The following is a 23,581-nucleotide window of genomic DNA, read 5'->3' as shown; positions in this document are numbered from 1 at the left end:
CCGAAGCCTCACGCCGCCAGCAGCGATTTGAGCTTGACCGTTTGCGAGCCGAGCGCCGCCGGCGCCGGCGCCGCGCGCTTGGCGATCAGCATTTCCGCCAGGCGGATATCGCGCGCCACCGCATTGCCCGGACCGATGCCGCTCGCCGCCACCAGCCGTCCGTCGTCCGCCAGGTGGAACAGGATGAAGGCGCCGTCGTCGAGGTCGCGGCGCACCATGCTCTTGCCCTCGTCGGAAAGCCCGGCGATCTGCAGGGTCAGCCCATACTGATCCGACCAAAACCACGGCACCGACGCATGCGCCTCGCCGGCGCCGAGCATGTTTTTCGCCGCCAGCGCGCCCTGCTCCTGGGCGTTGCGCCAGGCTTCCAGCCGCACGCGGCGGCCGCCATAGACGGCAAGCGGGAACGAGCAGCAGTCGCCGGCGGCGAAGATGTCCGGGTCGGCGGTGCGCAGCTCGGCATCGACGGCGATGCCGTTGTCGATCGTAAGCCCTGCTTCCGCGGCAAGCCCGGTCACCGGCACGGCGCCGATGCCGATCACCGCGAGGTCGGCGGCGATTTGTCGTCCGCCGGTAAGCGTGATGCGCACCTCTTTGCCGTCATCGGCGATTGCTTCTATGCCCTGGCCGGCGAGGATGATCACGCCTTCCGCCTCATGCGCCGCGTGGATTGCCGCGGCGATCTCGGCCGGCACGCCGCGCATCAGGATGCGCGGCTGCGCTTCGATGACGGTGACCGTGGCGCCGAGCTTGCGCGACGAAGCGGCAAGCTCCAGCCCGATGAAGCCGCCACCGACGATGGCGATGCGGCTTTTTGGATTGAGATGCGCGCGGATGGCCAGAGCGTCGTTGAAGGTCCGAAGATAGACACAGCGTTCGCCCAGCCCCGGCATCGGCAGCTTGCGCGGTAGCGAGCCGGTCGCCAGCAACAGCTTGTCGTAGGGAAGCGAAGAACCGTCCGACAGTCGAACCGCATGCGCGGCGCGGTCGATCGCCACGGCGCGGACCGAACGGATGTGCCGGATCGAGCGTTCGGCCAGAAGCTCCTCGCTGGTGATCGCCTTGATCGCCGGCACTTCGCCGGTCATCGCCTCCTTCGACAGCGGCGGCCGTTCATAGGGCAGATGCGGCTCGTCGCCGATCAGCGTCACCGCGCCCTCGAAGCCGAGATCGCGCAAGGCGAGCGCGGCGCGCCCGCCGCATTCGCCGGCGCCGATGATGACCATTCCCCCGGACATCGCGATCACCCGATCTGAATGAGGACTTTGCCGGCGTCGACCTTGACCGGATAGGTCTTGAGGTTGACGCAGACCGGGGCGCCCCTGGCGTCGCCGGTCTTGTAGTTGAAGCGGCCATTGTGCTTCGGGCACTCGATGATGTCGTCCATCACCAGTCCGCCCGCCAGATGCACTTTCTCATGCGTGCACAGCCCATCTGTCGCGAAATACTCGTCATCCGGGCTGCGATAGATGGCGAAGGTACGGCCGCCATGATCGAACCGCATAACGTCTTCCTCGTCGATGTCTCCGGCCGCACAGGCCTCGACCCAGTCACTCATGTCGTCCTCCGGCGAATTGGATTGTTCGGCGCGCCTCGGCCGATCATTCGGCCGCTGCAGCCGTGGGATGATCGCTGTGCAGATCCTCGCGATAGGGGCGGGCCGTCGGCGGCAGCTCCCGCTTGATGAAGTAATCCTCGTAGCGAAGCTGGCGCAGGAAGGCCGGGATCATCTCGCGGTAGCCGGCCAGGATCGACGGCGTCGGCGCCGGCAGGTCATGCTTGATCAACTCGTGCAGCCTGGGCAGCGCGTGGTAGGGCACCATCGGAAACATGTGGTGCTCCACATGGTAGTTCATGTTCCAGTAGATGAACCTGCTGATCGGATTCATGTAGACGGTGCGGCTGTTGAGGCGGTGGTCGATGACGTTGTCGGCAAGGCCGCCATGCTGCAACAGGCCGGTCATGACGTGATGCCAGGCGCCGTAGAGCCTGGGCAGCCCGACCAGCATCAGCGGCAGGAACGAGTCGAAATAGAACGCCGACGCGATCGTGGCGGCATAGATCGCCGCCCAGATGCGGGCGATGCGGATCGCCTTCGGCTGCTCCTGCTCGGGAATGAAGGTCTTTTCCGCCGCGCTGATGTTGCCGGCCGCGTTGCGCAGCATGTCGCTCATCGCGCGCCAGGCGTCGAGGACGCCGACGAAGGCCAGTGCCGTGCGGATCAGGTCCGGCGGCCGCATCACGGCGATTTCCGGATCGCGGCCGACGATGATGGTGTCGGTGTGGTGGCGCGTGTGGCTCCAGCGCCAGGTCACCGGGTTGCGCATGATCATGAAGCAGGCGATTTGGTAGATGGCGTCGTTCATCCACTGCGTGCGAAAGGCGGTGCCGTGGCCGCATTCGTGCCAGCGTGAATCGGTCGAGGAGCCGTAAAGCGTGCCGTAGACGAAGAAGAACGGCACGCACCACCACGTGCCCCAGAACCAGGCGCCGCCGGCGGCGCTGAGGACCAAGGCGCCGAGCCAGATGACGGTGTCGCGGATCGCCGGCTGGTCCGAGCGCTGCATCAATTCCTTCATCTGCTTGCGCGGGATGTCGGTGTGGTACCACTCGGCCGCCGAGAGACCATTCTCCACCGCCAGCCTGGCGTCGCGGCCAACCAGGCTGTAGTCGCGCCGGGATGGCGCCGCGTCCATCATTGCCGTCATCGCTTCCTCCATCAGCACCTTGCGGCTCGGCCCTCGCGTAAAGCGGTGGGGCGGGTGCACGGTCGGCGTCGAAATGCAAAATAGCTCCAAGCCATGATAGTCTCAATATCAGAAAGATAGTTTCTATCATTTCATATCAGGACGAGGTAAACTGAGTCGGCAAGCGAGGGAGTGCTCATGGCAAAGCGGCCGACCATTACCGATCTGGCACGCGTCTCCGGTGTCAGCGTTGCCACCGTTGATCGCGTCTTGAACAACCGCCTGCCGGTAAAGGAGGAAACGGCGCGCCGCGTCTATGAGGCTGCGACCGAGATCGGCTATCACGCCGCGGGACTGATCAGGCAGCGCATGCGCCAGGAATTGCCGGAATACCGCCTGGGCTTTCTGCTGTTGCGAGGCAATGATATTTTCTACGGCGATTTCGCGCGGGAGCTGGAACTTGCAGTCTCGCAATCGCAGCGCTTTCGCGGCGTCGCGACGATCGATTTCGCCGCGTCGCTGGCCGCCGACGAGATCGCCGCCCAGACACGCAGGCTGGCCGCGAAATCGAGGGCCGTGGCCGTCGTCGGTCCGGACCACCCGACGCTGACGGCGACGGTGGAGGCCCTGAAGGCCAGGAATGTACCGGTGTTCTCCTTGCTGTCCGACTTCGCCGCCGGCATCCGCGAGGGCTATGTCGGCCTCGACAACCGCAAGGTCGGTCGCACCGCGGCCTGGATGATCGCCAAGGCGGCCAGGAAGCCGGGCAAGGTCGCCCTCTTCGTCGGCAGCCACCGCTTCCATGGCCATGAACTGCGCGAGATCGGCTTCCGCTCCTTCTTCCGCGAGCATGCCCCGGAATTCATCGTAATGGAGACTCTGGTCAACCTGGAAGCGAACCAGGTGACCCACGATGCGATGATCGATCTCCTTGCCCGGCATCCGGACCTCGCCGGCTGCTATGTCGCCGGCGGTGGCATGGAAGGCGCGGTCTCGGCGCTGCGAGCAGCGCGGCCCGCGCATATGCCGGTCGTCGTCTGCAACGAGATCAACGCAGAATCGCGCGCGGCACTCGCCGACAACATCCTCACCATGGTGATCTCCACGCCACTCGCCGCGCTCTGCCGCGAGCTTGTCGATCTGATGGCCCATGCCATCGAGGCCGGCGCCGCCAACGCGCCTGGCCAGACCTTCCTGCCATTCGACATCTATCTGCCGGAAAACATCTAGCCGCACGGCATCCACGTGCCGGCGCGCCGGCCAGGCGAAATGATAGAATCTATCAGGCCAGTCCGAAAATCCGGCGCCGGGCTTCCGATTCGCCCTTGACGCCGCCGCCTGAAATGGAATAAATATTTCACGAACTGGGTATTTTGGTTCTTTCGTTCCGGAACATCTGTTTCAAACAGAGGACTTGGCGTTCCATCATGCAAAGGGCGCCCTCCGGAACCGGAATAGAAAGCGGGAGAGATTCCTCGGGAGATCGGGGATTCCGGGCAAAAGATCGGTGCAGCCGGACACCAATGTGGAGGAGAAATACAATGAAGAAACTGCTTTTGGGCGTCGCACTGTCGGCGCTTATGAGTTCGTCCGCCTTCGCCGCCAAGATCGGCGTTTCGATGGCGCTTTTCGACGACAACTTCCTGACCGTTCTGCGCAACGGCATGATCGCGCAGGCCAAGGGCATGAGCGGTGTCGAACTGCAGGTCGAAGACGCGCAGAACGACGTCGCCAAGCAGCTTGACCAGATCAAGAACTTCGCCGCCTCGGGCGTCGACGCCATCATCGTCAACCCGGTCGATACCTCGGCCACCCAGGCGATGTCGGACGCGGCTGCCGCGGCCAAGATCCCGCTGGTCTATGTCAACCGCGAGCCGGTCAACGTCGATACGCTGCCGGACAACCAAGCCTTCGTCGCCTCGAACGAGGCTGAATCCGGCACGTTGGAAACCCAGGAAGCCTGCCGCCTGTTCAAGGAAGCGGGCAAGAAGGAAGCCAATGTCTACGTGATCATGGGCGAGCTTTCCAACCAGGCCGCGGTGCAGCGCACCAAGGACATCGAGGAAGTCATTGCTACGCCGGACTGCAGCTTCATCAAGATCATCGACAAGCAGACCTCGAACTGGAAGCGTGACGAGGCCCAGAACCTGATGACCAACTGGTTGTCGGCCGGCAAGCCCTTCGATGGCGTCATCGCCAACAACGACGAAAGCGCCATCGGCGCCATTCAGGCGATGAAGGCCGCCAACATCGACATGAAGTCGGTGGTCGTCGGCGGCGTCGACGCCACCCAGGACGCGCTTGCCGCAATGCAGGCGGGCGATCTCGACGTGACGGTGTTCCAGGACGCCGCTGGCCAGGGCGCCGGCGCGCTGGACGCCGCGCTGAAGCTCGCCAAGGGCGAGAAGGTGGAACACAAGGTCTATATCCCGTTCCAACTCGTCACGCCGGCCAACATCGACAAGTTCCTGAAGAAGAACTGAGGCTGCGCTAGGCTAAACGGAGCGGCGCATCAAATCATAACAACGGCGCCGCTCCCCATTTTCCCTCACCGCCCGAACCGGCGGGAGGGCGAACGCGGCCGACGGAGGAAAACACGTGGCACAGACATCTCATGGCGTCGGCGGGCTGACCTACGATGCGAAGAAACGCGCATGGCCGGCCGAGTTCAACGTTTTCCTGGCGCTGGTAATTCTCGTTGTCGTCTTCGAGTTGATCGGCCGGATCTTTCTTGGTGACAGCTTCCTGTTCAACACCCGCAGCGACGTTGGCCGGATCTTCAACGAGGCCCGCCTGCAGATCATCATCCTGCAGGTTTCGATCGTCGGCATCATCGCTATCGGCGTGACGCAGGTGATCATCAGCGGCGGCATCGACCTGTCCTCGGGCTCGATCGTCGGCGCGACGGCGATGATCGCCATGAGCTTTGCCCAGGTAGCGACGGTCAATGGCAACCCGAACCCCAAGGCGATGTTCCTGGCGCAGGGCTGGACCGACCTGCCCGTGATCGTCCCGCTGCTCGTCGCCATCTCTTGCGGTCTTATCGCCGGCCTGATCAACGGTGCGCTGATCGCCTATACGCGCATCCCGCCCTTCATCGCCACGCTCGGCATGATGGTCACCGCGCGCGGCATCGCCAAATGGTGGTCGAAGGGTCAACCGATCTCGTTTCCGACCGACAGTTTCGCCGCCATCGGCAAGGGCCTGATGCCGGTTATCATCTTCATTTCGCTGGCGATCCTGTTCCAGCTCATCTTGAGCTACACCAGATACGGCAAGCACTGTTACGCCATCGGCTCCAATGAGGACGCCGCACGCATGTCCGGCATCAAGATCGCCAACCACAAGGTGCTGGTCTATGTCATCGCCGGCATTCTCGCTTCCGTTGCCGCGGTGGTGCTGTCCTCCAAGAACCTCACCGCCCAGGCCGGCATGGGCGTGATGTACGAGCTCGATGCGATCGCCATGGCGGTCATCGGCGGCGTCTCGCTGTCGGGCGGCCGCGGCTCGATCATCGGCACCGTCATCGGCTCGCTGATCTTCGGCGTCATCATTTCCGGCTTTACCTTCCTGCGCCTCGACGCCTACTACCAGGAGATGGTCAAGGGCGTGATCATCGTCGGCGCGGTGGTTCTCGATCAATGGCGCCAGCGTCGCCGCGCGATAGGAGCTTGACCATGTCGGACATCGTCCTCAAGACCGAAAACCTGACCAAGCGCTATGGCGGCGTGCATGCTCTCGAAGGCGCGAACTTCGAACTGCGCAAGGGCGAGCATGTCGCCATCATGGGCGACAACGGCGCCGGCAAGTCGACCTTCGTGCGCCAGATCACCGGCGTCGAGCAGCGAACCGACGGCAAGGTCTGGTTCGACGGCAAGGAAGTGAACTTCGCCGGGCCGATCGAGGCGCGCGAGGCCGGCATCGAGACCGTGTTCCAGAACCTCGCGCTCGCCGACGATCTCGACGTGCCGTCCAACCTCTTCCTCGGCCGCGAGAAGGTGTTGTTCAATCTCGGCCCCTTCTCGATCCTCGACCGCAAATTCATGCGCAAGGCGACCGAGGCGGCATTGGTCCGCACCGCGGTGAAGATCCCGAACCTCTCGAGCACCATCCGCCACATGTCGGGCGGCCAGCGCCAGTGCGTGGCGATCGCCCGCACAGCGACCTTCGCCTCCAAGCTGATCATCATGGACGAGCCGACGGCGGCCCTTGGCGTGCAGGAGACGGCGCAGGTCGAAAACATCATCCGCACGCTGAAGGAGAATGGCGAACCGCTGATCCTGATCAGCCACAACATGCGCCAGGTGTTCGACCTGGTCGACCGCATCGTCGTCTTCCGGCGCGGCAAGATCGTCGCCAATTTGCGCAAGCAGGACACCGACGGCAACGACATCGTCGCCTACATCACCGGCGCCAAGACCGGGCAGGCGGAGCTCCAGGCGGCCTGACGGGCGTCACGACGGGACCAACCAGATCGTCCGCGCCTAGAGGCGCGGACATGTTTTAGAACCACCTCAAAGGACAATTCATGACTATCCGCTTCGCTCTTCTCGGCGCCGGCCGCATCGGCAAGGTCCATGCCCGCGCCGTCGGCTCCAATCCCGACGCAAAACTGGTTGCCGTTGCCGATGCTTTCGAGAAGGCGGCGAGCGATCTGGCCTCGGCCTATGGCGCCGAAGTGCGCAGCATCGAGGCCATCGAGAAGGCCAAGGACATCGACGCCGTCATCATCTGCACGCCCACCGACACCCATGCCGACCTCATCGAGCGCTTTGCCAAGGCCGGCAAGGCGATCTTCTGCGAGAAGCCGATCGACCTCGACTTCAAGCGCGTGGAAAAATGCCTGGCCGTGGTCGAGAAGGCCGGCGCCACGCTGATGGTAGGCTTCAACCGCCGCTTCGACCCGCATTTCGCCGCCGTGCGCAAGGCGATCGATGACGGCGCCATTGGCGCGGTCGAGATGGTCACCATCACCTCGCGCGATCCGGGCGCGCCGCCGCTCGAGTACATCGCCCGCTCGGGCGGCATCTTCCGCGATATGACCATCCACGATTTCGACATGGCGCGCTTCCTGCTCGGCGAGGAGCCGGTGGCGGTCAGCGCCCATGCCTCGGTGCTGGTCGACAAGAAGATCGGCGAGGCCGGCGATTTCGACTCGGTCAGCGTCATCCTGGAAACCGCGTCGGGCAAGCAGGCCGTCATCTCCAACTCGCGTCGCGCCACCTATGGCTACGACCAGCGCATCGAGGTGCACGGCTCGAAGGGCATGGTCGCCGCCGAGAACCAGCGGCCGGTGTCGATCGAGCTCGCCAACGACAAGGGCTACACCCGCCCGCCGCTGCACGACTTCTTCATGACCCGCTACCTCGACGCCTACGCCAACGAGATCGCCGCCTTCATCGGCGCGGCAACCAAGGGCAAGAAGGCGGCGCCAAGCGGAACGGACGGCCTTGTGGCGCTGAAGCTTGCGGACGCCGCGCTGAAGTCGGCGAAGACCGGCAAGACTGTTCGCGTCGACTGAGCTTTTTGAATTCGAACACAGGAGAACAGCGATGAGCGGTTTGGCCGGTCGCAATTCGGAAACGCGCGCCATCGTCACCGGCGGCGCGCAAGGTATCGGCTTCGCCGTCGCCGAGGCGCTGGCCGACGAGGGCTGCCGCGCGCTGGCGCTGGTCGGCCGCTCGCAGGAGAAGGGCGACAAGGCCGTCGCGGCGCTGAAGAAGGGCGGCGTCGACGCCATCTTCATCAGCGCCGACGTCGCCAGGGTCGCCGACTGCAAGCGCGCTGTCGACACGGCGATCGCGCATTTCGGCACGCTGAACGCGCTGGTCAACGCCGCCGCCACCTCGGCGCGCGGCTCGCTTATCGAAACGACAGAGGACGTCTTCGACCAGATTTTCGACACCAATGTACGCGGCCCCTTCTTCCTGATGCAGGGCCTGGTCGCGCATCTTCTGGCGCGTAAGGCGCCGGGCTCGATCGTCAACGTGCTGTCGATGTCGGCGCATGCCGGACAGTCCTTCCTGACGCCCTATTCGACCAGCAAGGGCGCGCTGATGACGCTGACCAAGAATGTCGCCAGCTCCTATCGGAGGAACCGCATCCGCTGCAACGCCGTGCTGCCCGGCTGGATGGACACAGAGGGCGAGGCGATCGTGCAGAAGAAGTGGCACGACGCGCCGGACGACTGGCTGGAAAAGGCCGAGGCCGCGCAGCCGATGGGCCAATTGGTCAAGCCCGCGCAGCTTGCCCGGCTGATCACCTATATGCTGAGCCCGCAGGCCGGCGTCATGACCGGCTCGCTGGTCGACTATGACCAGAACGTCGCCGGCGTGATCGGCGAGTAAGGGCCGGCGCTGCGGCCAGCCCTTTCGTCACTATACGGGGAGAAATGCCCGGCAGGGCAATGAGGGGCAGCGCCGACTTTGACAGCTATGGGTCCAAACTCAGGTTGAAGGCCGATATCTCCGCCTGGCCTTGTCTTTCTGCCGTAGGCGCCGCCCCTCACCTGCCTTCCGGCATCCTCTCTCCGTATAGTGACGGGGAGAGGGGCGCCGTCATCAATGGTTTCGCCAATTGGCCCGCTACAACACGACACGTGACAAACGCTTCGGCTTCGACTATATGAGCCGCATGATCCACCTGACGGCCTCGTTTTGGTACTTTAGCTACGGTAGCTCGCTGGCGGCGGGAGGATTGCGCTCGATCTGAAGATTGCAGCAAAACAGTCCGACAAGCCGCCAGACCTGGCGGCTTTTTTGTTTCAGCCGGCAGGTCTCCTAACCAGGAGCAGAAAGCCGTGTTGACCACCACAGACGACCTTCGGGTCACCGACCTCAAGGAACTGAGCACGCCGGAAGAGGTGATGCGCGAGATACCGCGCACGCTGACGGCGACGCGCACCGTTACCGCGTCGCGCAACGCCATCCATTCGATCCTGACGGGTGCCGACGACCGGCTTTTGGTCATCGTCGGCCCCTGTTCGATCCACGATCCGGTCGCCGCGATGGACTACGCCAGCCGTCTGGCGGCGCTGCGCGAAGCCCTTGCCGACCGGCTCGAGATCGTCATGCGCGTCTATTTCGAGAAGCCGCGCACCACGGTCGGTTGGAAGGGTCTGATCAACGATCCCGACCTCGACGGCAGCTTCAACATCGACAAGGGGTTGCGTATGGCGCGCAACGTGCTCGCCGCCGTCAACAATCTCGGCCTGCCGGCGGCGACCGAGTTCCTCGATATGACCACGCCGCAATACATCGCCGACCTCGTCGCCTGGGGCGCCATCGGCGCGCGCACAACCGAAAGCCAGATCCATCGCGAGCTGGCGTCGGGCCTCTCCTGCCCGGTCGGCTTCAAGAACGGCACCGACGGTAATCTTCGGATCGCCGCCGAGGCGGTGAAATCGGCCGCGCAGCCGCATCATTTCATGGCGGTGACCAAGGGCGGGCGGAGCGCGATCGCGGCGACCACCGGCAACGAGGACTGCCACGTCATCCTGCGCGGCGGGATCCAGCCCAACTACGACGCGGCGAGCGTCGCCGCGTCCGCTGCGGAACTCGGACGCATCGGGGTCGCGCCGCGTCTGATGATCGATGTCAGCCACGCCAACAGCAGCAAGAGGCCGGAGAACCAGCCCAAGGTGGCGGCCGACGTGGCCGGCCAGGTGGCGACCGGCGACGAGCGCATCATCGGCGTCATGATCGAGAGCAACCTCGTCGCCGGCCGCCAGGACGTGGTGCCGGGCAAGCCGCTCACCTACGGCCAGAGCATCACCGATGGCTGCATCGACTGGGCGACCACCGAGACGGTGCTGCACGGGCTTGCCGGCGCGGTCGAATGGCGCCGGTCCGTGAAACGCGAAATGCTGGCGACCCGGCAGGGCGCGGCCTGACTTCCTACTCCCCTCTGGGAGAAGGTGGATCGGACGCGCAGCGCCGAGACGGATGCGGGATGCTGGAAGGAACTCGGCGTGGGCCCTTGAGGCTCACGCCGCCCTCAATCCCTCCCAGGCGGTGAACACCGAGACCGCGAACAGCAGCAGCCCCGCCGCCCGACCGGCAAGGACGGTCGCCTGCGGGTTGGCGACCAGTAGCTCACGGCTGCGGCCGGCGGTAACCGCGAGCCCGCCATAGATGGCGGCCTGCGTGGCGATCGTCATCAGCCCCATGACGGTCGCCTGCATCCAGATCGGGCCGTAATCCGGCTTCAGGAACTGCGGATAGACGGCGAGGATGAAGAGGTAGGCCTTCGGATTGATCAGGCAGGTCATCAGCCCCTGGCGAAACGCCTTCCAGGCGGAACGGCTGCCGGAAGGCCCGTCCTGGCCGATGGTGATGGAGCTGCGCATCAGCGTGATGCCGATATAGGCCATGTAGGCGGCGCCGGCGACCAGCAGCGGCGTGAACAGGATCGGTACGAAATGCATGAGCAGGCCGACGCCGATCGCGCCGTTCAGCGTGTGCACAATGCCGCCCAGCATGATGCCGCCGGTCGCGGCAAGGCCTCTGTTGCTGCCGCCGGTCAGCGCATTGGCCAGCACGAACAGCATGTCCATGCCAGGCACGGCGATGATCCCGAACAGCAGGATGAAGAAGAGCCAGAGATTTTCCGCATAGCCCATGTCAGTTGCCTGTCGCCGCGCCCCGCAAGGCGCCAATGAATCTATTGATTTTCAAGCCGGTAAGCGGCCCTATAGTTCATCGCAACTGACGGGGATGTGTCAGTTGCGTTCGGAGCTGGTAAGGAAATGCGCAAGGCCTCGCGCCTGTTCGAGATCATCCAGATCCTGCGGCTGGCTAGGCAGCCGGTGACGGCGGCCATGATTGCCGAACAGCTGGAAGTGACAGTGCGCTCGATCTATCGCGATATCGCGGCACTTCAGGCGATGCGCGTTCCGATCGAGGGCGGGCGCGGCATTGGCTACGTCCTGCGTCCAGGCTTCGACCTGCCGCCACTGATGTTCTCGATCGAGGAGATGGAGGCGATCGTGCTGTCGCTGGCCCTGCTCGAGCGCACCGGCGACGACGAGCTCAAGCAGGCCGCCAAGCGCGTAAGCGCCAAGATCGCCGGCGCGGTGCCGCCGCCCTTGCGCCATGCGCTCGACGCCAATGCTCTGCACGCCTGGGGTTTTGCAGCGCCTTCGGCTTCGGCGGTCGATCTTGCCTTGGTGCGCCGTGCCATTCGCGACGAGGAGAAGCTCGACCTTTCATATCGCGATGAAGCGGGCCGCAACACGAAGCGCATCATCCGGCCTGTCGCGCTCATCTACTACGCCGAGACCGCCAACATCGTCGCCTGGTGCGAGTTGCGCCAGGCCATCCGCAACTTCCGCAGCGACCGCATCGAGGACTGCCGGCTGGCGGGCCTATGGTTCAAGGGCGAAGGCGACCGGCTGCGGCAGGTCTGGGTGGACGGCTGGGAGATCAACGAATCGGCTGCGAGCGCCTGAGAGGGATCTCAAGATACGTACCGCGGAAATTCCGACCTGTCGCGTTGTGCTTACCTTGGTATCTCGGAACCTTCGGAGATTGGCCGAAACGCCCATCAGGTCGTCATCCTATGGCGGAGCAAGGAGCGAAGCGACGCGGCGCAGACCATGGGATCCATGCCGTGACGTTGAAGCGTTGCGACGGTGCAGAATTCTGCGCCGCTGCATCCTTCGGCCGAGGTAACGGCATGGATCCTTGGGTCTTCACTCCGCTTCGCGTCGCTACGCCCAAGGATGACGAAGTCGGAAAGCTGCGTCCAATCGCAAACGTTTACGAAGGTTCGCGGGAAAGCCAGCAACCTTTCTTCGCGTCGGCGAACGACGTGAAATTACCGCACGTCCACCCAGCGCTGTTCCTGGAACGAGCGCGCCATCGCATGCACGGTGCGCTCGATCTCCAGCCCCTCGTCGAAGTCGATGATCCTCGCCGGCTTGCCGGCAAGCCGCAGCAGGAGCTCGCGGCACTCGATGATCTTGAGGTCATTGAAGCCGAGGCCGTGGCCCGGCGCCGGCACGAAGGCGTCGTAAGGTTTGTGGTGCGGCGCCACCAGGATCGTGCGGTAGCCCTGCTCGGTCGGCCTGTCGGCCGTCAGGTAGAGCTGGAACTCATTGAACCTCTCCTGGTCGTAGAGGATCGAGCCCTTCGAGCCGAAGATCTGGATGGCGATGCGGCCCTTGCGGCCCCAGGCCGAGCGGTTGACCAGCAGCGTGCCGGCTATGCCGTTCTCGAGATGCATCAGCACGCTGGCGATGTCGTAGGTCTCGACCGCGCGGCGCCCCCCGGATGCGACCTTGCGGTCGGCATAAGGCTTGGCCATGTCGCACATGACGCGGCCAACGCGGCCGAACAGCACCTTGATCAGCGACAGCGGATGCACGGCGAAATCGTCGAGCGCGCCGTAGCCCGACGCCGCCTCGTGCTTCCAGAAGAACGCCGCCTCGGGGTCGGCCATGAAGTCCTCGTCCATCTCGATGCGTAGATGGTTGATCTCGCCGATAATCTTCTCCTCGAGCAGCGCGCCGATATGGCGGATGGCAGGGTTCTGGATGTAATTGTAGCCGAGCGCCGCCACCTTGCCGGATTTCCCGGCCGCCTCTGCCATCGCCTCGGCTTCCGTGAAGCCTGGCGCCATCGGCTTCTCGCACCAGAGATGCTTGCCGGCTTCGAGGATGGCGATGGCCATTTCCGGATGGTACTGGTTGGGCGTGGTCAGCGAGACGATCTCGACCTCCGGGTCGTCGACCACGGCGCGCCAGTCGCCGGAGCCTTTCGCGAAGCCGAATTCACCGGCCTTGCGTTTGGCAAGCTCGTCATTGACCTCGCCGAGATGCACCAGCTTCGGCTTGGCCACGTCGGGAAACACGGTGGCGACAGAGCTCCAGGCGATGGCATGGCACTTGCCCATGAAACCCGTGCCGATGAGGCCCACTCCGACCATTTGGATGTCTCCGCGCCAGAGCAATTCCAGGAAAAGTAAGAAACGGCTTTCCGTCCGGAATTGCGTCAACAAACAGCTAGAACGGTTCTGCGTTTCCAGGAACCGTTCTGGGGAAGAATTTCGCGTGGATGAATTAATCCATTTCCGCTTGGAATGGAATGTCCAAATCATTTTTTATGGCGTTCTTGCGTGAAGTCGCTATGATGAGGCAGGAGAGGGAACTATCGGTATGGCCGTGGGCGGAGCGACAATGGACGAACGGGTTCCCCGCGATTTCGAGACGCTGCGCGCGACGATCCTGGAGCGGCGCCAGAGCCTGCCCAAGCGCATCGCGCAGATCGCCGCCTATGCGCTCGACAATCCCGACGACATCGCCTTCGGCACCGCTGCCAGCATCGCCGCCTCCGCCGGCGTCCAGCCCTCGACGCTGATCCGCTTCGCCCAGCAGCTTGGCTTCGACGGCTTCACCAGCCTGCAGCTTGTGTTCCGCGAGCGCCTGCGCGAACGCAATTCCTCCTATGACGAGCGGCTGGCCGCCTTGCGCGCCAAGGCCGAGGAAGGCGCCGGCCACCGGGCGATCTTCGACGGTTTCGTCGCCGCCGCCAGTACCTCGCTGAGTGACATTTCGCGCACGCTGAACGAACCGCATTTCGAGGAGGCCATCGCGCTGCTGGCCAAGGCCGAGACCATTTATGTGCTGGCCAAGCGCCGCTCCTACCCGGTCGCCTCCTACATCGCCTATGCGCTGGGCAAGCTCAAGATCCGCAACCAGCTGATCGAGTCGGCCGCCGGGCTGAACGCGGAGATGATCGGCTTTGCCACGCCGAGGGACGCCGTCATCGCCATCAGCTTTTCTCCTTACGCGCCGGCGACCATCGAAGAGACGCGTTCCATTTCCGAACAGGGCGTGCCGATCGTCGCCATCACCGACTCGTCGTTCTCGCCGCTGGCCCAGTTCGCCGAGGTCTGGTTCGAGGTCGCCGAGGCCGATTTCGCCGGCTTCCGCTCGCTGTCGGCGACCATGGCGCTGGCCATGGCGCTGACCGTCGCAGTCGGCGAGAAGCGGCGCGACACGGGCCGCAAGCGCAAGGGCTGAACGGCTTGGCCTGCAGTCTTTTTCGGCTAGGGAATGCTCATTCCATCTTGACTACAGATTGGAATTATTATTTCATAATTCAGGCGTCACGCTGCCGCTCGCGCGTGTACCCCAAAACGGGGTTGCTCAAGACAATAAGGCCGATGGGAGGTTCGAATGGGCGAAGCCGTGGAAGCGAAAGCGCTCGACGTCATCACCATCGGTCGCGCCTCGGTCGATCTCTATGGCCAGCAGATCGGCTCACGGCTGGAGGACATCACCTCCTTCGCCAAATCGGTCGGCGGCTGCCCGGCCAACATCTCCGTCGGCACCGCCAGGCTCGGCCTGCGCTCGGCGCTGCTCACCCGCGTCGGCGACGAGCAGATGGGCCGCTTCATCCGCGAGCAGCTCAAGCGTGAAGGCGTCTCGGTCGATGGGCTGAAGACCGACAAGGAGCGGCTGACCGCGCTGGTGCTGCTCTCGGTCGAGGACGAAGGCGTCTCGCCGATGATCTTCTACCGCTCCGACTGCGCCGACATGGCGCTGGCTGAGGAGGATATCGACGAGGCGTTTATTGCCTCTGCCCGCGCGATCGTCGTCACCGGCACGCATTTCTCGCGGCCTAACAGCGATGCCGCGCAGCGCAAGGCGATCCGCATCATGAAGGCCAAGGGCGGCAAGGTGGTCTTCGACATCGACTACCGTCCCAACCTCTGGGGCCTCGCCGGCCATGCCGAGGGCTTCGAGCGTTACGTCAAGTCGGACCGCGTCTCGGCCCAGCTGAAGACGGTGCTGCCGGATTGCGACCTGATCGTCGGCACCGAGGAGGAGATCATGATCGCCTCGGGCGCCGACGATTGCCTGAGCGCGCTGAAGACCATCCGCTCCTTGTCCTCGGCCACCATCGTGCTCAAGCGCGGCGCCATGGGCTGCATCGTCTATGACGGGCCGATCAGCGACGACCTCGAGGACGGCGTCGTCGGCAAGGGCTTCCCGATCGAGGTCTACAACGTGCTCGGCGCTGGCGATGCCTTCATGTCGGGCTTCCTGCGCGGCTGGCTCGGCGGTGAAAGTTTTGCCACGGCTGCGACCTGGGCCAATGCCTGCGGCGCCTTCGCGGTGTCGCGCCTGCTCTGCGCGCCGGAATATCCGACCTTCGAGGAATTGCAGTACTTCCTCAAGCACGGCAGCAAGCATCTGGCGCTGCGCAAGGACGAGGCCATCAACCACATCCATTGGGCGACGACGCGCCGGCGCGATGTTCCCTCGCTGATGGCGCTCGCCTGTGACCATCGAATCCAGCTCGAGGACGTCGCCGCCAAGGCCGGTGCCGATGTCGCGCGCATCGAGGATTTCAAGGTGCTGACCGTCAAGGCGGCGGCCAGGGTCGCCGCCGGCCGCGCCGGTTACGGCATGCTGCTCGACGAGAAATACGGCCGCGACGCCATGTTCGAATTCGCCCGCCATCCCTTCGCCTGGCTTGGCCGTCCGGTCGAGCTGCCGGGCTCGCGACCGCTGCGCTTCGAATTCTCGCAAGACATCGGCTCGCAGCTAATCGACTGGCCGGTCGAGCACTGCATCAAATGCCTGTGCTTCTACCACCCGGACGACCCCGAGGCGCTGAAGCTAGAGCAGCAGCAGAAGCTGCGCAGCCTGTTCGAGGCCGCGCGGAAAGTGGGCAGGGAGCTTCTCGTCGAGATCATCGCCGGCAAGCACGGCAAGCTCGACGACACCACCATTCCGCGCGCGCTGGAGGAACTCTACGCGCTGGGCATCAAGCCCGACTGGTGGAAGCTCGAGCCGCAGGCATCCGCAAGCGCCTGGGCCAAGATCGAGGCGGTGATCGTCAAGAACGATCCATGGTGCCGCGGTGTCGTGCTGCTCGGGCTGGAGGCGCCGCAGGACGAGCTGGTCGCGGCGTTTGCCGCTACCGCCAAGGCACCGATCGTCAAGGGCTTTGCCGTCGGTCGCACCATCTTCATCAACGCCGCCGAACAATGGCTGGCCGGCAAGATGTCGGATGAGGAGGCGGTGGCCGACATGGCTGCTCGCTTCGAACAGTTGACCGAGGCGTGGCTTGCCGCGCGCGGCCGCAAGGCAGCATGAGAAAACGGCGCTAACGAAAGCCGGAGGAAACGACAAATGACGAAGACCGTTCGCCTGACGATGGCGCAGGCCGTGACCCGCTTCCTGTCGCGCCAGATGACCGAGATCGACGGCCAGAAAGTACCGATCTTCGGCGGCGTCTGGGCGATCTTCGGTCATGGCAACGTCGCCGGGATCGGCGAGGCGCTCTACCAGGTGCGCGACGGATTGCCGACCTTCCGTGCCCACAACGAGCAGGCGATGGCGCATGCGGCGATCGCCTATGCCAAGGCCAATTTCCGCCGCCGCTTCATGGCCGCGACCAGCTCGATCGGTCCCGGTGCGCTGAACATGGTGACGGCGGCAGCCCTGGCACACGTAAACCGGTTGCCTGTCCTGTTTTTGCCGGGTGATGTCTTCGCCAACCGCTTGCCCGATCCGGTGCTGCAGCAGGCCGAGGATTTTTCCGACGGCACGGCGAGCGTCAACGACTGCTTCCGCGCCGTGTCGCGCTATTTCGACCGCATCACGCGACCGGAGCAGATCATCCCGGCGCTCAACCGCGCCATGCAGGTGCTGACTGACCCGGCCGAATGCGGCCCGGTGACGCTCTCACTTTGCCAGGACGTGCAGGCCGAGGCCTACGATTATCCCGAAAGCCTGTTTGCCGAGCGCCTCTGGACGCCGCGCCGGGTTCGTCCGGACCGCAACGAACTGGCCGCCGCCGTCGCGGCGCTGAAGAGCGCGAAGAAGCCGTTGGTGATTGCCGGCGGCGGCGTCCTCTATTCGCAGGCCTCGGGCGAACTGGCCAAGCTGGTGCAGGGCGCCGGCATCCCGGTCTGCGAGACGCAAGGCGGCAAATCCTCGCTGTCTGATGATCATCCGCTCAACATGGCCGCGGTCGGCGTCACCGGCACCTCCGCCGCCAACCGGCTGGCGGAAGAGGCCGATGTCGTGCTCGCCGTCGGCACCAGGCTGCAGGATTTCACCACCGGCTCCTGGGCGCTGTTCAAGAATGCCGGCCGCACTATCATTGGGCTGAACACGCAGGTCTTCGATGCCGGCAAGCACTGGGCGCTGCCGCTGGTCGCCGACGCGGCCGAAGGGCTGGCGGAACTGTCCGCTGCGCTCAAGGGCTGGAAGGCGCCGGCCGCCTGGACCGACAATGCCCTGAAGGGCAAGACGGAGTGGCAGGCTGCCGCCGCCAAGGTGACGGCCTCGACCAATGCCGCCTATCCGTCCGACGCGCAAGTGATCGGCGCCGTGCAGCGCGCCATGGGCTCAGGCGTCACCTTGCTGCATGCGGCAGGCGGTCTGCCCGGCGAGTTGCACAAGCTCTGGCAGGCCGGCGCGCCCGGTTCCTACCATGCCGAATACGGCTTCTCGACCATGGGCTACGAGATAGCCGGCGGGATCGGCGTCAAGATGGCGAAGCCCGACCAGGAGGTCGTCGTCATGGTCGGCGACGGCTCCTACCTGATGCTCAATTCCGAGATAGCGACCTCGGTGATGCTCGGCCTCAAGCTCACCATCGTGCTGCTCGACAACCGCGGTTATGGCTGCATCAACCGGCTGCAGATGGCGACCGGCGGCGCCAACTTCAACAATCTCCTGAAGGACGCCCGCCACGAGGTGATGCCCGATGTCGACTTCGCCGCCCATGCGGCAAGCCTCGGCGCGACGGCCGAGAAGGTGGCGTCGATTGCCGAACTGGAGACGGCGCTCGCCAGGGCCAAGGGCAATGACAAGACCACCGTGCTGGTCATCGACACCGATCCGCTGGTGTCGACCGAAGCCGGCGGCCACTGGTGGGATGTCGCCGTGCCGGAGGTCTCGTCGCGGCCACAGGTGAATGCGGCGCGCAAGAAATATGAGGAAGCCGTGGGCAGCCGTCAGGGCTGAGCCGCGTCTGCCTCGCAACGAACCGACATTGGAGTGACGACTTGAAAGCCAAACTGGGCATGTCCCCCATCGCGTGGTGGAACGACGATCTCGTGGAACTGAGCGATGACGTGTCGCTGGAGGAGTGTCTGCGCCAGTCGCGCTCGGCCGGCTTCACCGGCATGGAGATGGGCCGCCGCTTCCCCAACGATCCGAAGGTGATGCTGCCGATCCTGAAAGAGGCGGACGTCACGCTGTGCGGCGGCTGGTTCTCCGGCACGCTGGTTGATGAGGAGATGGCCAGGAACAAGGACCGCATCCAGCCGATGATCGACCTGTTCAAGGCCGTCAACGCGCCCTGCATCGTTTATGGCGAGGTCGGCCGCTCCATCCAGGGCGACCGTTCGAAGCCGCTTTCCACCAAGCCGAAACTCTCCGGTGACGAGATGAAGGCCTATGGCAGGCGCCTGACCGAATTCGGCGAATGGTGCGCCGAGCAGGGCATGCCGCTTTCCTACCACCATCACATGGCGGCGGTCGTCGAGACCGAGCCGGAGCTCGATGCCTTCATGCGCCATTCCGGCGAGGGCATTCCGCTGCTGCTCGACGCCGGTCATCTCGCCTTTGCCGGCGGCGACGTGCTGCGCGCCATCGACAACCACCACAAGCGCATCAACCACGTCCATGTGAAGGATGTGCGCATGGGCGTGATCGACAAGCTCGACCGCACGAAACAGTCCTTCCTCGATGCCGTGGCGCTCGGCGCCTTCACCGTTCCGGGCGACGGTTCGTTGGATTTCGGCGCCATCGTGCAGCGGTTTGCCGACCATGGCTATGAAGGCTGGTTCGTGGTCGAGGCCGAGCAGGACCCGAAGGCAAATCCACCGCTCAGGATGGCGCAGGTCGGCTACAAGGAACTGATGCGGGTGATGACGGCCGCCGGTTACACGGTCGAGACGCAGGGTTTTCCGGCCTGAACGGTGGATTAGTCAGGGCGCTCGGTCTATCTGATGCGCTTTGGCTAAATCCGGGGATTGGCGCGATGAAAGACTATGAGCACCCGTTCTTCCGGCCGCTGTGGCGGCGCATCGCCGTGGTGGCTGTCTGCCTGGCCTGGTCGGTGATCGAGTTCGCTTCCGGCACGCCTTTCTGGGGCGTCATCGCGCTCGGCTTCGCCGGCTATGCCGTCTGGCAGTTCTTCTATCTCTACAAGCCGGCTGAAGAGGCCAAGCCTCCGGCCGAACCGAAGGAATGATTGAGGAGACAAAAATGTCCAAACTGCTCGTCAAGGCCGACAAGGGCCACGGCCGCGTCGCCCACGTCACGCCGCAAAGCGCCGGCTGGACCTATGTCGGCTTTGACCTTCATCGGCTCAAGTCCGGCGAGGCGGCTTCGGGTGAAACGGCCGACCGCGAGGTCTGCCTGGTCTTCGTCTCCGGCAAGGGCAAGGCGTCCGCCGCCGGCAAGGATCTCGGCCTGCTCGGCGAGCGCATGTCGCCCTTCGAGGGCAAGCCCTGGTCGGTCTATGTGCCGGAGGGATCCAACTGGTCGGTGACCGCCGACACCGAGCTGGAACTCGCCGTCTGCTCGGCGCCCGGACTGGGCGGCGGCCTGCCGGCCCGCGTCATCGCTCCGCGGGATCTCGGCCAGGAAGTGCGCGGCAAGGGCACCAACACGCGCTACGTCACCAACATCCTGCCCGAAGGCAAGCCGGCCGACTCGCTGCTGGTGGTCGAGGTCATCACGCCGGGCGGTCACACCTCCAGCTATCCGCCGCACAAGCATGACCAGGACAATCTCCCCGCGGAGTCCTATCTCGAGGAAACCTACTACCATCGCCTCAACCCGCCGCAGGGCTTTGCCTTCCAGCGCGTCTATACCGACGCCGGCAGGAATGGCGAGCGCGAGCTGGACGAGGCGATGGCGATCGAGGACGGCGATGTGGTGCTGGTGCCGAAGGGCTACCACCCATGCGCCGCCTGCCATGGCTACGATCTCTACTATCTCAATGTCATGGCCGGGCCGAAGCGCACCTGGAAGTTTCACAACGCGCCCGAGCACGAATGGCTGATGAAGGCCTGACTGAGCATTTTGCAGCCAAGCGGAATCGCTTCCGGTTCGCGGTCGGTTGAAGCCATTGGTCCAGCACGGAAAAATCGTCGGCTAAGGACCTACCTGGCCGATTTGCAATCGAAAACCATCGTAAGCTTCGTCAATCCGTCATGGAAATCACCTATGGCAACGGGTCTGACGAGGACTTCTTATGCGCTACGCCATCTATTTCACCCCAAGCCAGGACGAGCCGCTGGCGCGGATCGCCGCCAATTGGCTGGGACGCGACCCGTTCGGCGCCGCCACTCGGCCGGTCGAGGCCGTGGGTGAGCTGTCGGCGGCCGAAGTTGCCTTCCACACCGCTTCGGCGCGCCGTTACGGTTTCCATGCCACGCTGAAGGCGCCATTCCGGCTGGCCGGGAACGAGACTGAGGCTTCTCTGCGCGCCGCGCTCGACAGCTTTGTCGAAGGGACCCAGCCGGTCATCATCCCGCGCCTGGTCGTCGGCCAGATCGACGGCTTCTTCGCGCTGGTGCCGGAAGCGCCAGTGCCGGCGCTCAACCGCTTCGCCGGCGATGTCGTGCTCGCCTTCGACCGCTTCCGCGCGCCGCTGACCGAGGCCGAGATCGAGCGCCGCAGCCCCGATTCGCTGAAGCCGGACGAGTTCCGCAACCTGTGCCAATGGGGCTACCCTTACGTCTTCGAGACCTTCCGCTTTCATATGACGCTGTCCGGCCGCGTCGCGTCACAGGAAAGCCCTCGTCTGCGCGCAGCAATCGACAGCCTGTTCACGGAAGTGCTGCTGCGGCCGGTGTTGGTCGATGCGCTGACGCTGTTCGTCGAAACCGAACCGGGCGCCCCGTTCATGGTGCTGTCCCACCACGCGCTGGGACGCCGCTCGGCCCGGAAAACTGCCTGAGGCAAAAACTGCTTGAGACCAAACTGCCTGATTACCAAGGACTGCCTGAAATGACCGCCGAGACCGTTCTCACCAATGCCCGCATCGTGCTTGCCGACGAGATCGTCGAGGGCTCGCTGGTGCTGCGCGACGGCCTGATCGCCGCCATCGATCCGGGTGCTGCCCGCGCCGGCGAGGACATGGGCGGCGACTACATCATTCCCGGCCTGGTCGAGCTGCACACCGACCACCTCGAAGGCCATTACGCGCCGCGCCCGAAGGTGCGCTGGAATCCGATCGCCGCCGTGCTTGCTCATGACGCGCAAGTGGCGACCGCCGGCATCACCACCGTGCTCGATGCCTTGCGTGTCGGCATGGACGAGGACGCCGACGTCACATCCGCCGACATTCGCAAGCTTGCCGACGCCATCGAGGACAGCGTCGAGCAGGAGCGGCTCAGGGCCGACCACTTCATCCATCTGCGCTGCGAGGTGTCGGCGCCGGACTGCCTGAAGGCCTTCGCCAATTTCGAGACCGACGAGCGGGTGAAGCTGGCGTCGCTGATGGACCATGCGCCAGGACAGCGCCAGTTCGTCAATCTCGAAACCTATGCCTATTACTACCAGCGCAAGCTGAAGCTCTCCGATCGCGACTTCCGGAAGTTCTGCGAAAAGCGCATGGCGGAATCGGCCATGAATTCCGGTCCGAACCGCGTCTTCCTCTCCGCCGCCTGCCACGAGCGCGGCATCGTGCTCGCCAGCCATGACGACGCCACCGCCGGCCACGTCGAGGAAGCGATCGAGCAAGGCGTGCGCGTCGCCGAGTTCCCGACTACGGAGGAGGCGGCCCGGGCCTCGAAGGCGGCCGGCCTCGGCGTGCTGATGGGGGCGCCCAACGTCATGCGCGGCGCCTCGCATTCCGGCAACGTCTCGGCCCGTACGCTGGCCGGCGATGGCCTGCTCGACATATTGTCGTCCGACTACATCCCCTTCAGCCTGATCCAGTCGGCCTTCTTCCTCGGCGACGTGGTCGAGGGAATCTCGCTGCCGCAGGCGGTTGCCATGGTCTCGAGGAACCCGGCGGAGGCGGTCGGGCTCGACGATCGCGGCGTCATCGAGCCGGGCCGGCGCGCCGATCTGGTGCGCGTGCGCGTCGACGATCATGTGCCGGTCGTGCGCACCGTCTGGCGGCAGGGGCGCCGGGTAGCATGATGGTCTCGGCCTTGCTCGAACGCGAACTGTCGGCCGAGAGGTTCCCGATCCGCAACGGCGTCTTCGTCGCCGTGGTCGGTCCGAGCGGCGCCGGCAAGGACACGGTGATAGGCTATGCGAAGGCCCGCTTCGCCGAAGAGACCCGGCTGGAATTCGTGCGCCGTGTCATCACCCGTCCGAGCGATGCGGCGAGCGAGGACCACGACACGCTGGCCGACGCCGCCTTCGCCGAGGCTGAAGCCGACGGCGCTTTCGCCCTGTGTTGGGATGCCCACGGCCTGCGCTACGGCCTGCCCGCCGATGTCGACTGGGCGGTCGCCAACGGCCATGTCGCGGTCGCCAACGTCTCGCGGTCTGTTATTCCGGCGCTGCGCGAGCGTTACGCCAATCTGGCGGTGGTCGAGATCACCGCGGCGCCGGAAATCCTCGCCGAGCGGCTGGCGGCGCGCGGCCGTGAATCGCGCGGCGAGGTGCTGGCGCGCCTGGCGCGCAGCGCCAGCATCGCGCTCTCCGGACCGGACGTCACCTCGATCGACAACAGCGGCGCCAAGGACATCGCCGGCGAGCGCTTCGCCGAGGTGCTGCGCAAGGCGATGGCGTTTTCGGATCTGTCCAGCATGATCTGAGGTGAATTGATTCAGGTGATGCCGGCTTGCATGTGGGAGGTTGAGCCGAGACTTGTTGATGTCGGCGCCGCCCTTCATTGCCCTGCCGGGCATTTCTCCCCGTATAGTGACGGGGAGAAGGTGGCGGTGTCCGAACCCGA

The 23,581-nt window shown here is 64.7% G+C and carries 23 protein-coding genes; 18 read left to right on the top strand and 5 right to left on the bottom strand.

Going from position 1 to position 23,581, the window contains the following annotated elements; translation table 11 throughout:
* Positions 1-8: 8 nt before the first annotated feature.
* From EJ073_RS18910 to EJ073_RS18900, 3 genes are read right to left on the bottom strand one after another with little or no spacing between them, the layout of a single operon-like run.
* Complete coding sequence (locus EJ073_RS18910; protein WP_126057093.1) at positions 9-1,238, bottom strand: FAD-dependent oxidoreductase; 1,230 nt, start codon at positions 1,236-1,238, stop codon at positions 9-11.
* Positions 1,239-1,243: 5 nt separating this feature from the next.
* Positions 1,244-1,558: a MocE family 2Fe-2S type ferredoxin gene (locus EJ073_RS18905; protein ID WP_126057092.1), complete on the bottom strand. Its 315-nt coding sequence runs from the start codon at positions 1,556-1,558 to the stop codon at positions 1,244-1,246.
* A gap of 43 nt (positions 1,559-1,601) precedes the next feature.
* On the bottom strand, positions 1,602-2,708 hold the full coding sequence (locus EJ073_RS18900) for a fatty acid desaturase family protein (protein ID WP_245455287.1): 1,107 nt from the start codon (positions 2,706-2,708) through the stop codon (positions 1,602-1,604).
* A gap of 177 nt (positions 2,709-2,885) precedes the next feature.
* Here EJ073_RS18900 and EJ073_RS18895 point away from each other — a divergent pair, with 177 nt between their 5' ends.
* From EJ073_RS18895 to EJ073_RS18860, 8 genes are all read left to right on the top strand, one after another.
* Positions 2,886-3,917, top strand: coding sequence for a LacI family DNA-binding transcriptional regulator (locus tag EJ073_RS18895; protein ID WP_126057091.1), 1,032 nt, complete (start codon positions 2,886-2,888; stop codon positions 3,915-3,917).
* A gap of 311 nt (positions 3,918-4,228) precedes the next feature.
* On the top strand, positions 4,229-5,170 hold the full coding sequence (locus EJ073_RS18890; RefSeq protein WP_126057090.1) for a sugar ABC transporter substrate-binding protein: 942 nt from the start codon (positions 4,229-4,231) through the stop codon (positions 5,168-5,170).
* Positions 5,171-5,285: 115 nt separating this feature from the next.
* Positions 5,286-6,362 (top strand): ABC transporter permease, encoded by a 1,077-nt coding sequence (locus EJ073_RS18885; protein ID WP_126057089.1) that lies wholly within the window; start codon positions 5,286-5,288, stop codon positions 6,360-6,362.
* A 2-nt stretch (positions 6,363-6,364) separates the two neighbouring features.
* Positions 6,365-7,135 (top strand): ATP-binding cassette domain-containing protein, encoded by a 771-nt coding sequence (locus EJ073_RS18880; RefSeq protein WP_126057088.1) that lies wholly within the window; start codon positions 6,365-6,367, stop codon positions 7,133-7,135.
* A gap of 80 nt (positions 7,136-7,215) precedes the next feature.
* On the top strand, positions 7,216-8,208 hold the full coding sequence (gene iolG, locus EJ073_RS18875) for an inositol 2-dehydrogenase (protein ID WP_126057087.1): 993 nt from the start codon (positions 7,216-7,218) through the stop codon (positions 8,206-8,208).
* Positions 8,209-8,239: 31 nt separating this feature from the next.
* The gene (locus tag EJ073_RS18870; protein ID WP_126057086.1) at positions 8,240-9,034 is read left to right on the top strand and encodes an SDR family oxidoreductase; all 795 of its coding nucleotides are present in this window, start codon (positions 8,240-8,242) and stop codon (positions 9,032-9,034) included.
* A gap of 229 nt (positions 9,035-9,263) precedes the next feature.
* Entirely contained in the window at positions 9,264-9,398 is a 135-nt protein-coding gene (locus EJ073_RS32780) for a hypothetical protein (protein ID WP_281033003.1), read from the top strand.
* A gap of 88 nt (positions 9,399-9,486) precedes the next feature.
* Positions 9,487-10,578: a 3-deoxy-7-phosphoheptulonate synthase gene (locus EJ073_RS18860; RefSeq protein WP_126057084.1), complete on the top strand. Its 1,092-nt coding sequence runs from the start codon at positions 9,487-9,489 to the stop codon at positions 10,576-10,578.
* 93 nt (positions 10,579-10,671) lie between these two features.
* On the opposite strand, the gene EJ073_RS18855 is transcribed toward EJ073_RS18860, so the two are convergent.
* Entirely contained in the window at positions 10,672-11,307 is a 636-nt protein-coding gene (locus tag EJ073_RS18855) for a LysE family translocator (RefSeq protein ID WP_126057083.1), read from the bottom strand.
* Between the two features lie 126 nt (positions 11,308-11,433).
* Between EJ073_RS18855 and EJ073_RS18850 the strand changes: the two genes are divergently transcribed.
* Positions 11,434-12,135: a YafY family protein gene (locus tag EJ073_RS18850; RefSeq protein WP_126057082.1), complete on the top strand. Its 702-nt coding sequence runs from the start codon at positions 11,434-11,436 to the stop codon at positions 12,133-12,135.
* A gap of 368 nt (positions 12,136-12,503) precedes the next feature.
* On the opposite strand, the gene EJ073_RS18845 is transcribed toward EJ073_RS18850, so the two are convergent.
* Complete coding sequence (locus tag EJ073_RS18845; RefSeq protein WP_126057081.1) at positions 12,504-13,613, bottom strand: Gfo/Idh/MocA family oxidoreductase; 1,110 nt, start codon at positions 13,611-13,613, stop codon at positions 12,504-12,506.
* 250 nt (positions 13,614-13,863) lie between these two features.
* Between EJ073_RS18845 and EJ073_RS18840 the strand changes: the two genes are divergently transcribed.
* The 9 genes from EJ073_RS18840 to phnN all read left to right on the top strand — a co-directional run bounded on the left by EJ073_RS18840 (position 13,864) and on the right by phnN (position 23,441).
* Positions 13,864-14,709 (top strand): MurR/RpiR family transcriptional regulator, encoded by an 846-nt coding sequence (locus tag EJ073_RS18840; RefSeq protein WP_189347856.1) that lies wholly within the window; start codon positions 13,864-13,866, stop codon positions 14,707-14,709.
* A 156-nt stretch (positions 14,710-14,865) separates the two neighbouring features.
* Positions 14,866-16,794, top strand: a complete 1,929-nt coding sequence (iolC, locus tag EJ073_RS18835; protein WP_126057079.1) for a 5-dehydro-2-deoxygluconokinase — start codon at positions 14,866-14,868, stop codon at positions 16,792-16,794.
* Between the two features lie 36 nt (positions 16,795-16,830).
* On the top strand, positions 16,831-18,675 hold the full coding sequence (iolD, locus tag EJ073_RS18830) for a 3D-(3,5/4)-trihydroxycyclohexane-1,2-dione acylhydrolase (decyclizing) (protein WP_126057078.1): 1,845 nt from the start codon (positions 16,831-16,833) through the stop codon (positions 18,673-18,675).
* Between the two features lie 41 nt (positions 18,676-18,716).
* A complete protein-coding gene (gene iolE, locus EJ073_RS18825; RefSeq protein ID WP_126057077.1) occupies positions 18,717-19,631 on the top strand; it encodes a myo-inosose-2 dehydratase in 915 nt (304 codons plus the stop codon).
* 65 nt (positions 19,632-19,696) lie between these two features.
* Positions 19,697-19,909, top strand: a complete 213-nt coding sequence (locus EJ073_RS18820) for a DUF3329 domain-containing protein (RefSeq protein WP_126057076.1) — start codon at positions 19,697-19,699, stop codon at positions 19,907-19,909.
* Positions 19,910-19,923: 14 nt separating this feature from the next.
* Positions 19,924-20,736, top strand: coding sequence for a 5-deoxy-glucuronate isomerase (gene iolB, locus EJ073_RS18815; RefSeq protein WP_126057075.1), 813 nt, complete (start codon positions 19,924-19,926; stop codon positions 20,734-20,736).
* Positions 20,737-20,917: 181 nt separating this feature from the next.
* A complete protein-coding gene (locus EJ073_RS18810) occupies positions 20,918-21,625 on the top strand; it encodes a DUF1045 domain-containing protein (RefSeq protein ID WP_126057074.1) in 708 nt (235 codons plus the stop codon).
* Positions 21,626-21,675: 50 nt separating this feature from the next.
* The gene (locus tag EJ073_RS18805) at positions 21,676-22,815 is read left to right on the top strand and encodes an alpha-D-ribose 1-methylphosphonate 5-triphosphate diphosphatase (RefSeq protein ID WP_126057073.1); all 1,140 of its coding nucleotides are present in this window, start codon (positions 21,676-21,678) and stop codon (positions 22,813-22,815) included.
* Complete coding sequence (gene phnN / locus EJ073_RS18800; protein WP_189347775.1) at positions 22,812-23,441, top strand: phosphonate metabolism protein/1,5-bisphosphokinase (PRPP-forming) PhnN; 630 nt, start codon at positions 22,812-22,814, stop codon at positions 23,439-23,441. Before EJ073_RS18805 ends, phnN begins: the two co-directional genes overlap by 4 nt.
* Positions 23,442-23,581: the final 140 nt, after the last annotated feature.

This window comes from Mesorhizobium sp. M4B.F.Ca.ET.058.02.1.1, assembly GCF_003952505.1.
Lineage (GTDB): Bacteria > Pseudomonadota > Alphaproteobacteria > Rhizobiales > Rhizobiaceae > Mesorhizobium.
Note: the sequence above shows the minus strand (reverse complement) of the source record. Positions and strands in the feature narration are given on the sequence as shown.

What these genes read in the sequence shown, in the direction of transcription:
- EJ073_RS18910 (WP_126057093.1), bottom strand. Translation starts at nt 1,238, where the DNA reads ATGTCCGGGGGAATGGTCATCATCGGCGCCGGCGAATGCGGCGGGCGC.
- EJ073_RS18905 (WP_126057092.1), bottom strand. Translation starts at nt 1,558, where the DNA reads ATGAGTGACTGGGTCGAGGCCTGTGCGGCCGGAGACATCGACGAGGAA.
- EJ073_RS18900 (WP_245455287.1), bottom strand. Translation starts at nt 2,708, where the DNA reads ATGACGGCAATGATGGACGCGGCGCCATCCCGGCGCGACTACAGCCTG.
- EJ073_RS18895 (WP_126057091.1), top strand. Translation starts at nt 2,886, where the DNA reads ATGGCAAAGCGGCCGACCATTACCGATCTGGCACGCGTCTCCGGTGTC.
- EJ073_RS18890 (WP_126057090.1), top strand. Translation starts at nt 4,229, where the DNA reads ATGAAGAAACTGCTTTTGGGCGTCGCACTGTCGGCGCTTATGAGTTCG.
- EJ073_RS18880 (WP_126057088.1), top strand. Translation starts at nt 6,365, where the DNA reads ATGTCGGACATCGTCCTCAAGACCGAAAACCTGACCAAGCGCTATGGC.
- iolG (WP_126057087.1), top strand. Translation starts at nt 7,216, where the DNA reads ATGACTATCCGCTTCGCTCTTCTCGGCGCCGGCCGCATCGGCAAGGTC.
- EJ073_RS18870 (WP_126057086.1), top strand. Translation starts at nt 8,240, where the DNA reads ATGAGCGGTTTGGCCGGTCGCAATTCGGAAACGCGCGCCATCGTCACC.
- EJ073_RS18855 (WP_126057083.1), bottom strand. Translation starts at nt 11,307, where the DNA reads ATGGGCTATGCGGAAAATCTCTGGCTCTTCTTCATCCTGCTGTTCGGG.
- EJ073_RS18850 (WP_126057082.1), top strand. Translation starts at nt 11,434, where the DNA reads ATGCGCAAGGCCTCGCGCCTGTTCGAGATCATCCAGATCCTGCGGCTG.
- EJ073_RS18845 (WP_126057081.1), bottom strand. Translation starts at nt 13,613, where the DNA reads ATGGTCGGAGTGGGCCTCATCGGCACGGGTTTCATGGGCAAGTGCCAT.
- EJ073_RS18840 (WP_189347856.1), top strand. Translation starts at nt 13,864, where the DNA reads ATGGACGAACGGGTTCCCCGCGATTTCGAGACGCTGCGCGCGACGATC.
- iolC (WP_126057079.1), top strand. Translation starts at nt 14,866, where the DNA reads ATGGGCGAAGCCGTGGAAGCGAAAGCGCTCGACGTCATCACCATCGGT.
- iolD (WP_126057078.1), top strand. Translation starts at nt 16,831, where the DNA reads ATGACGAAGACCGTTCGCCTGACGATGGCGCAGGCCGTGACCCGCTTC.
- EJ073_RS18820 (WP_126057076.1), top strand. Translation starts at nt 19,697, where the DNA reads ATGAAAGACTATGAGCACCCGTTCTTCCGGCCGCTGTGGCGGCGCATC.
- iolB (WP_126057075.1), top strand. Translation starts at nt 19,924, where the DNA reads ATGTCCAAACTGCTCGTCAAGGCCGACAAGGGCCACGGCCGCGTCGCC.
- EJ073_RS18810 (WP_126057074.1), top strand. Translation starts at nt 20,918, where the DNA reads ATGCGCTACGCCATCTATTTCACCCCAAGCCAGGACGAGCCGCTGGCG.
- EJ073_RS18805 (WP_126057073.1), top strand. Translation starts at nt 21,676, where the DNA reads ATGACCGCCGAGACCGTTCTCACCAATGCCCGCATCGTGCTTGCCGAC.
- phnN (WP_189347775.1), top strand. Translation starts at nt 22,812, where the DNA reads ATGATGGTCTCGGCCTTGCTCGAACGCGAACTGTCGGCCGAGAGGTTC.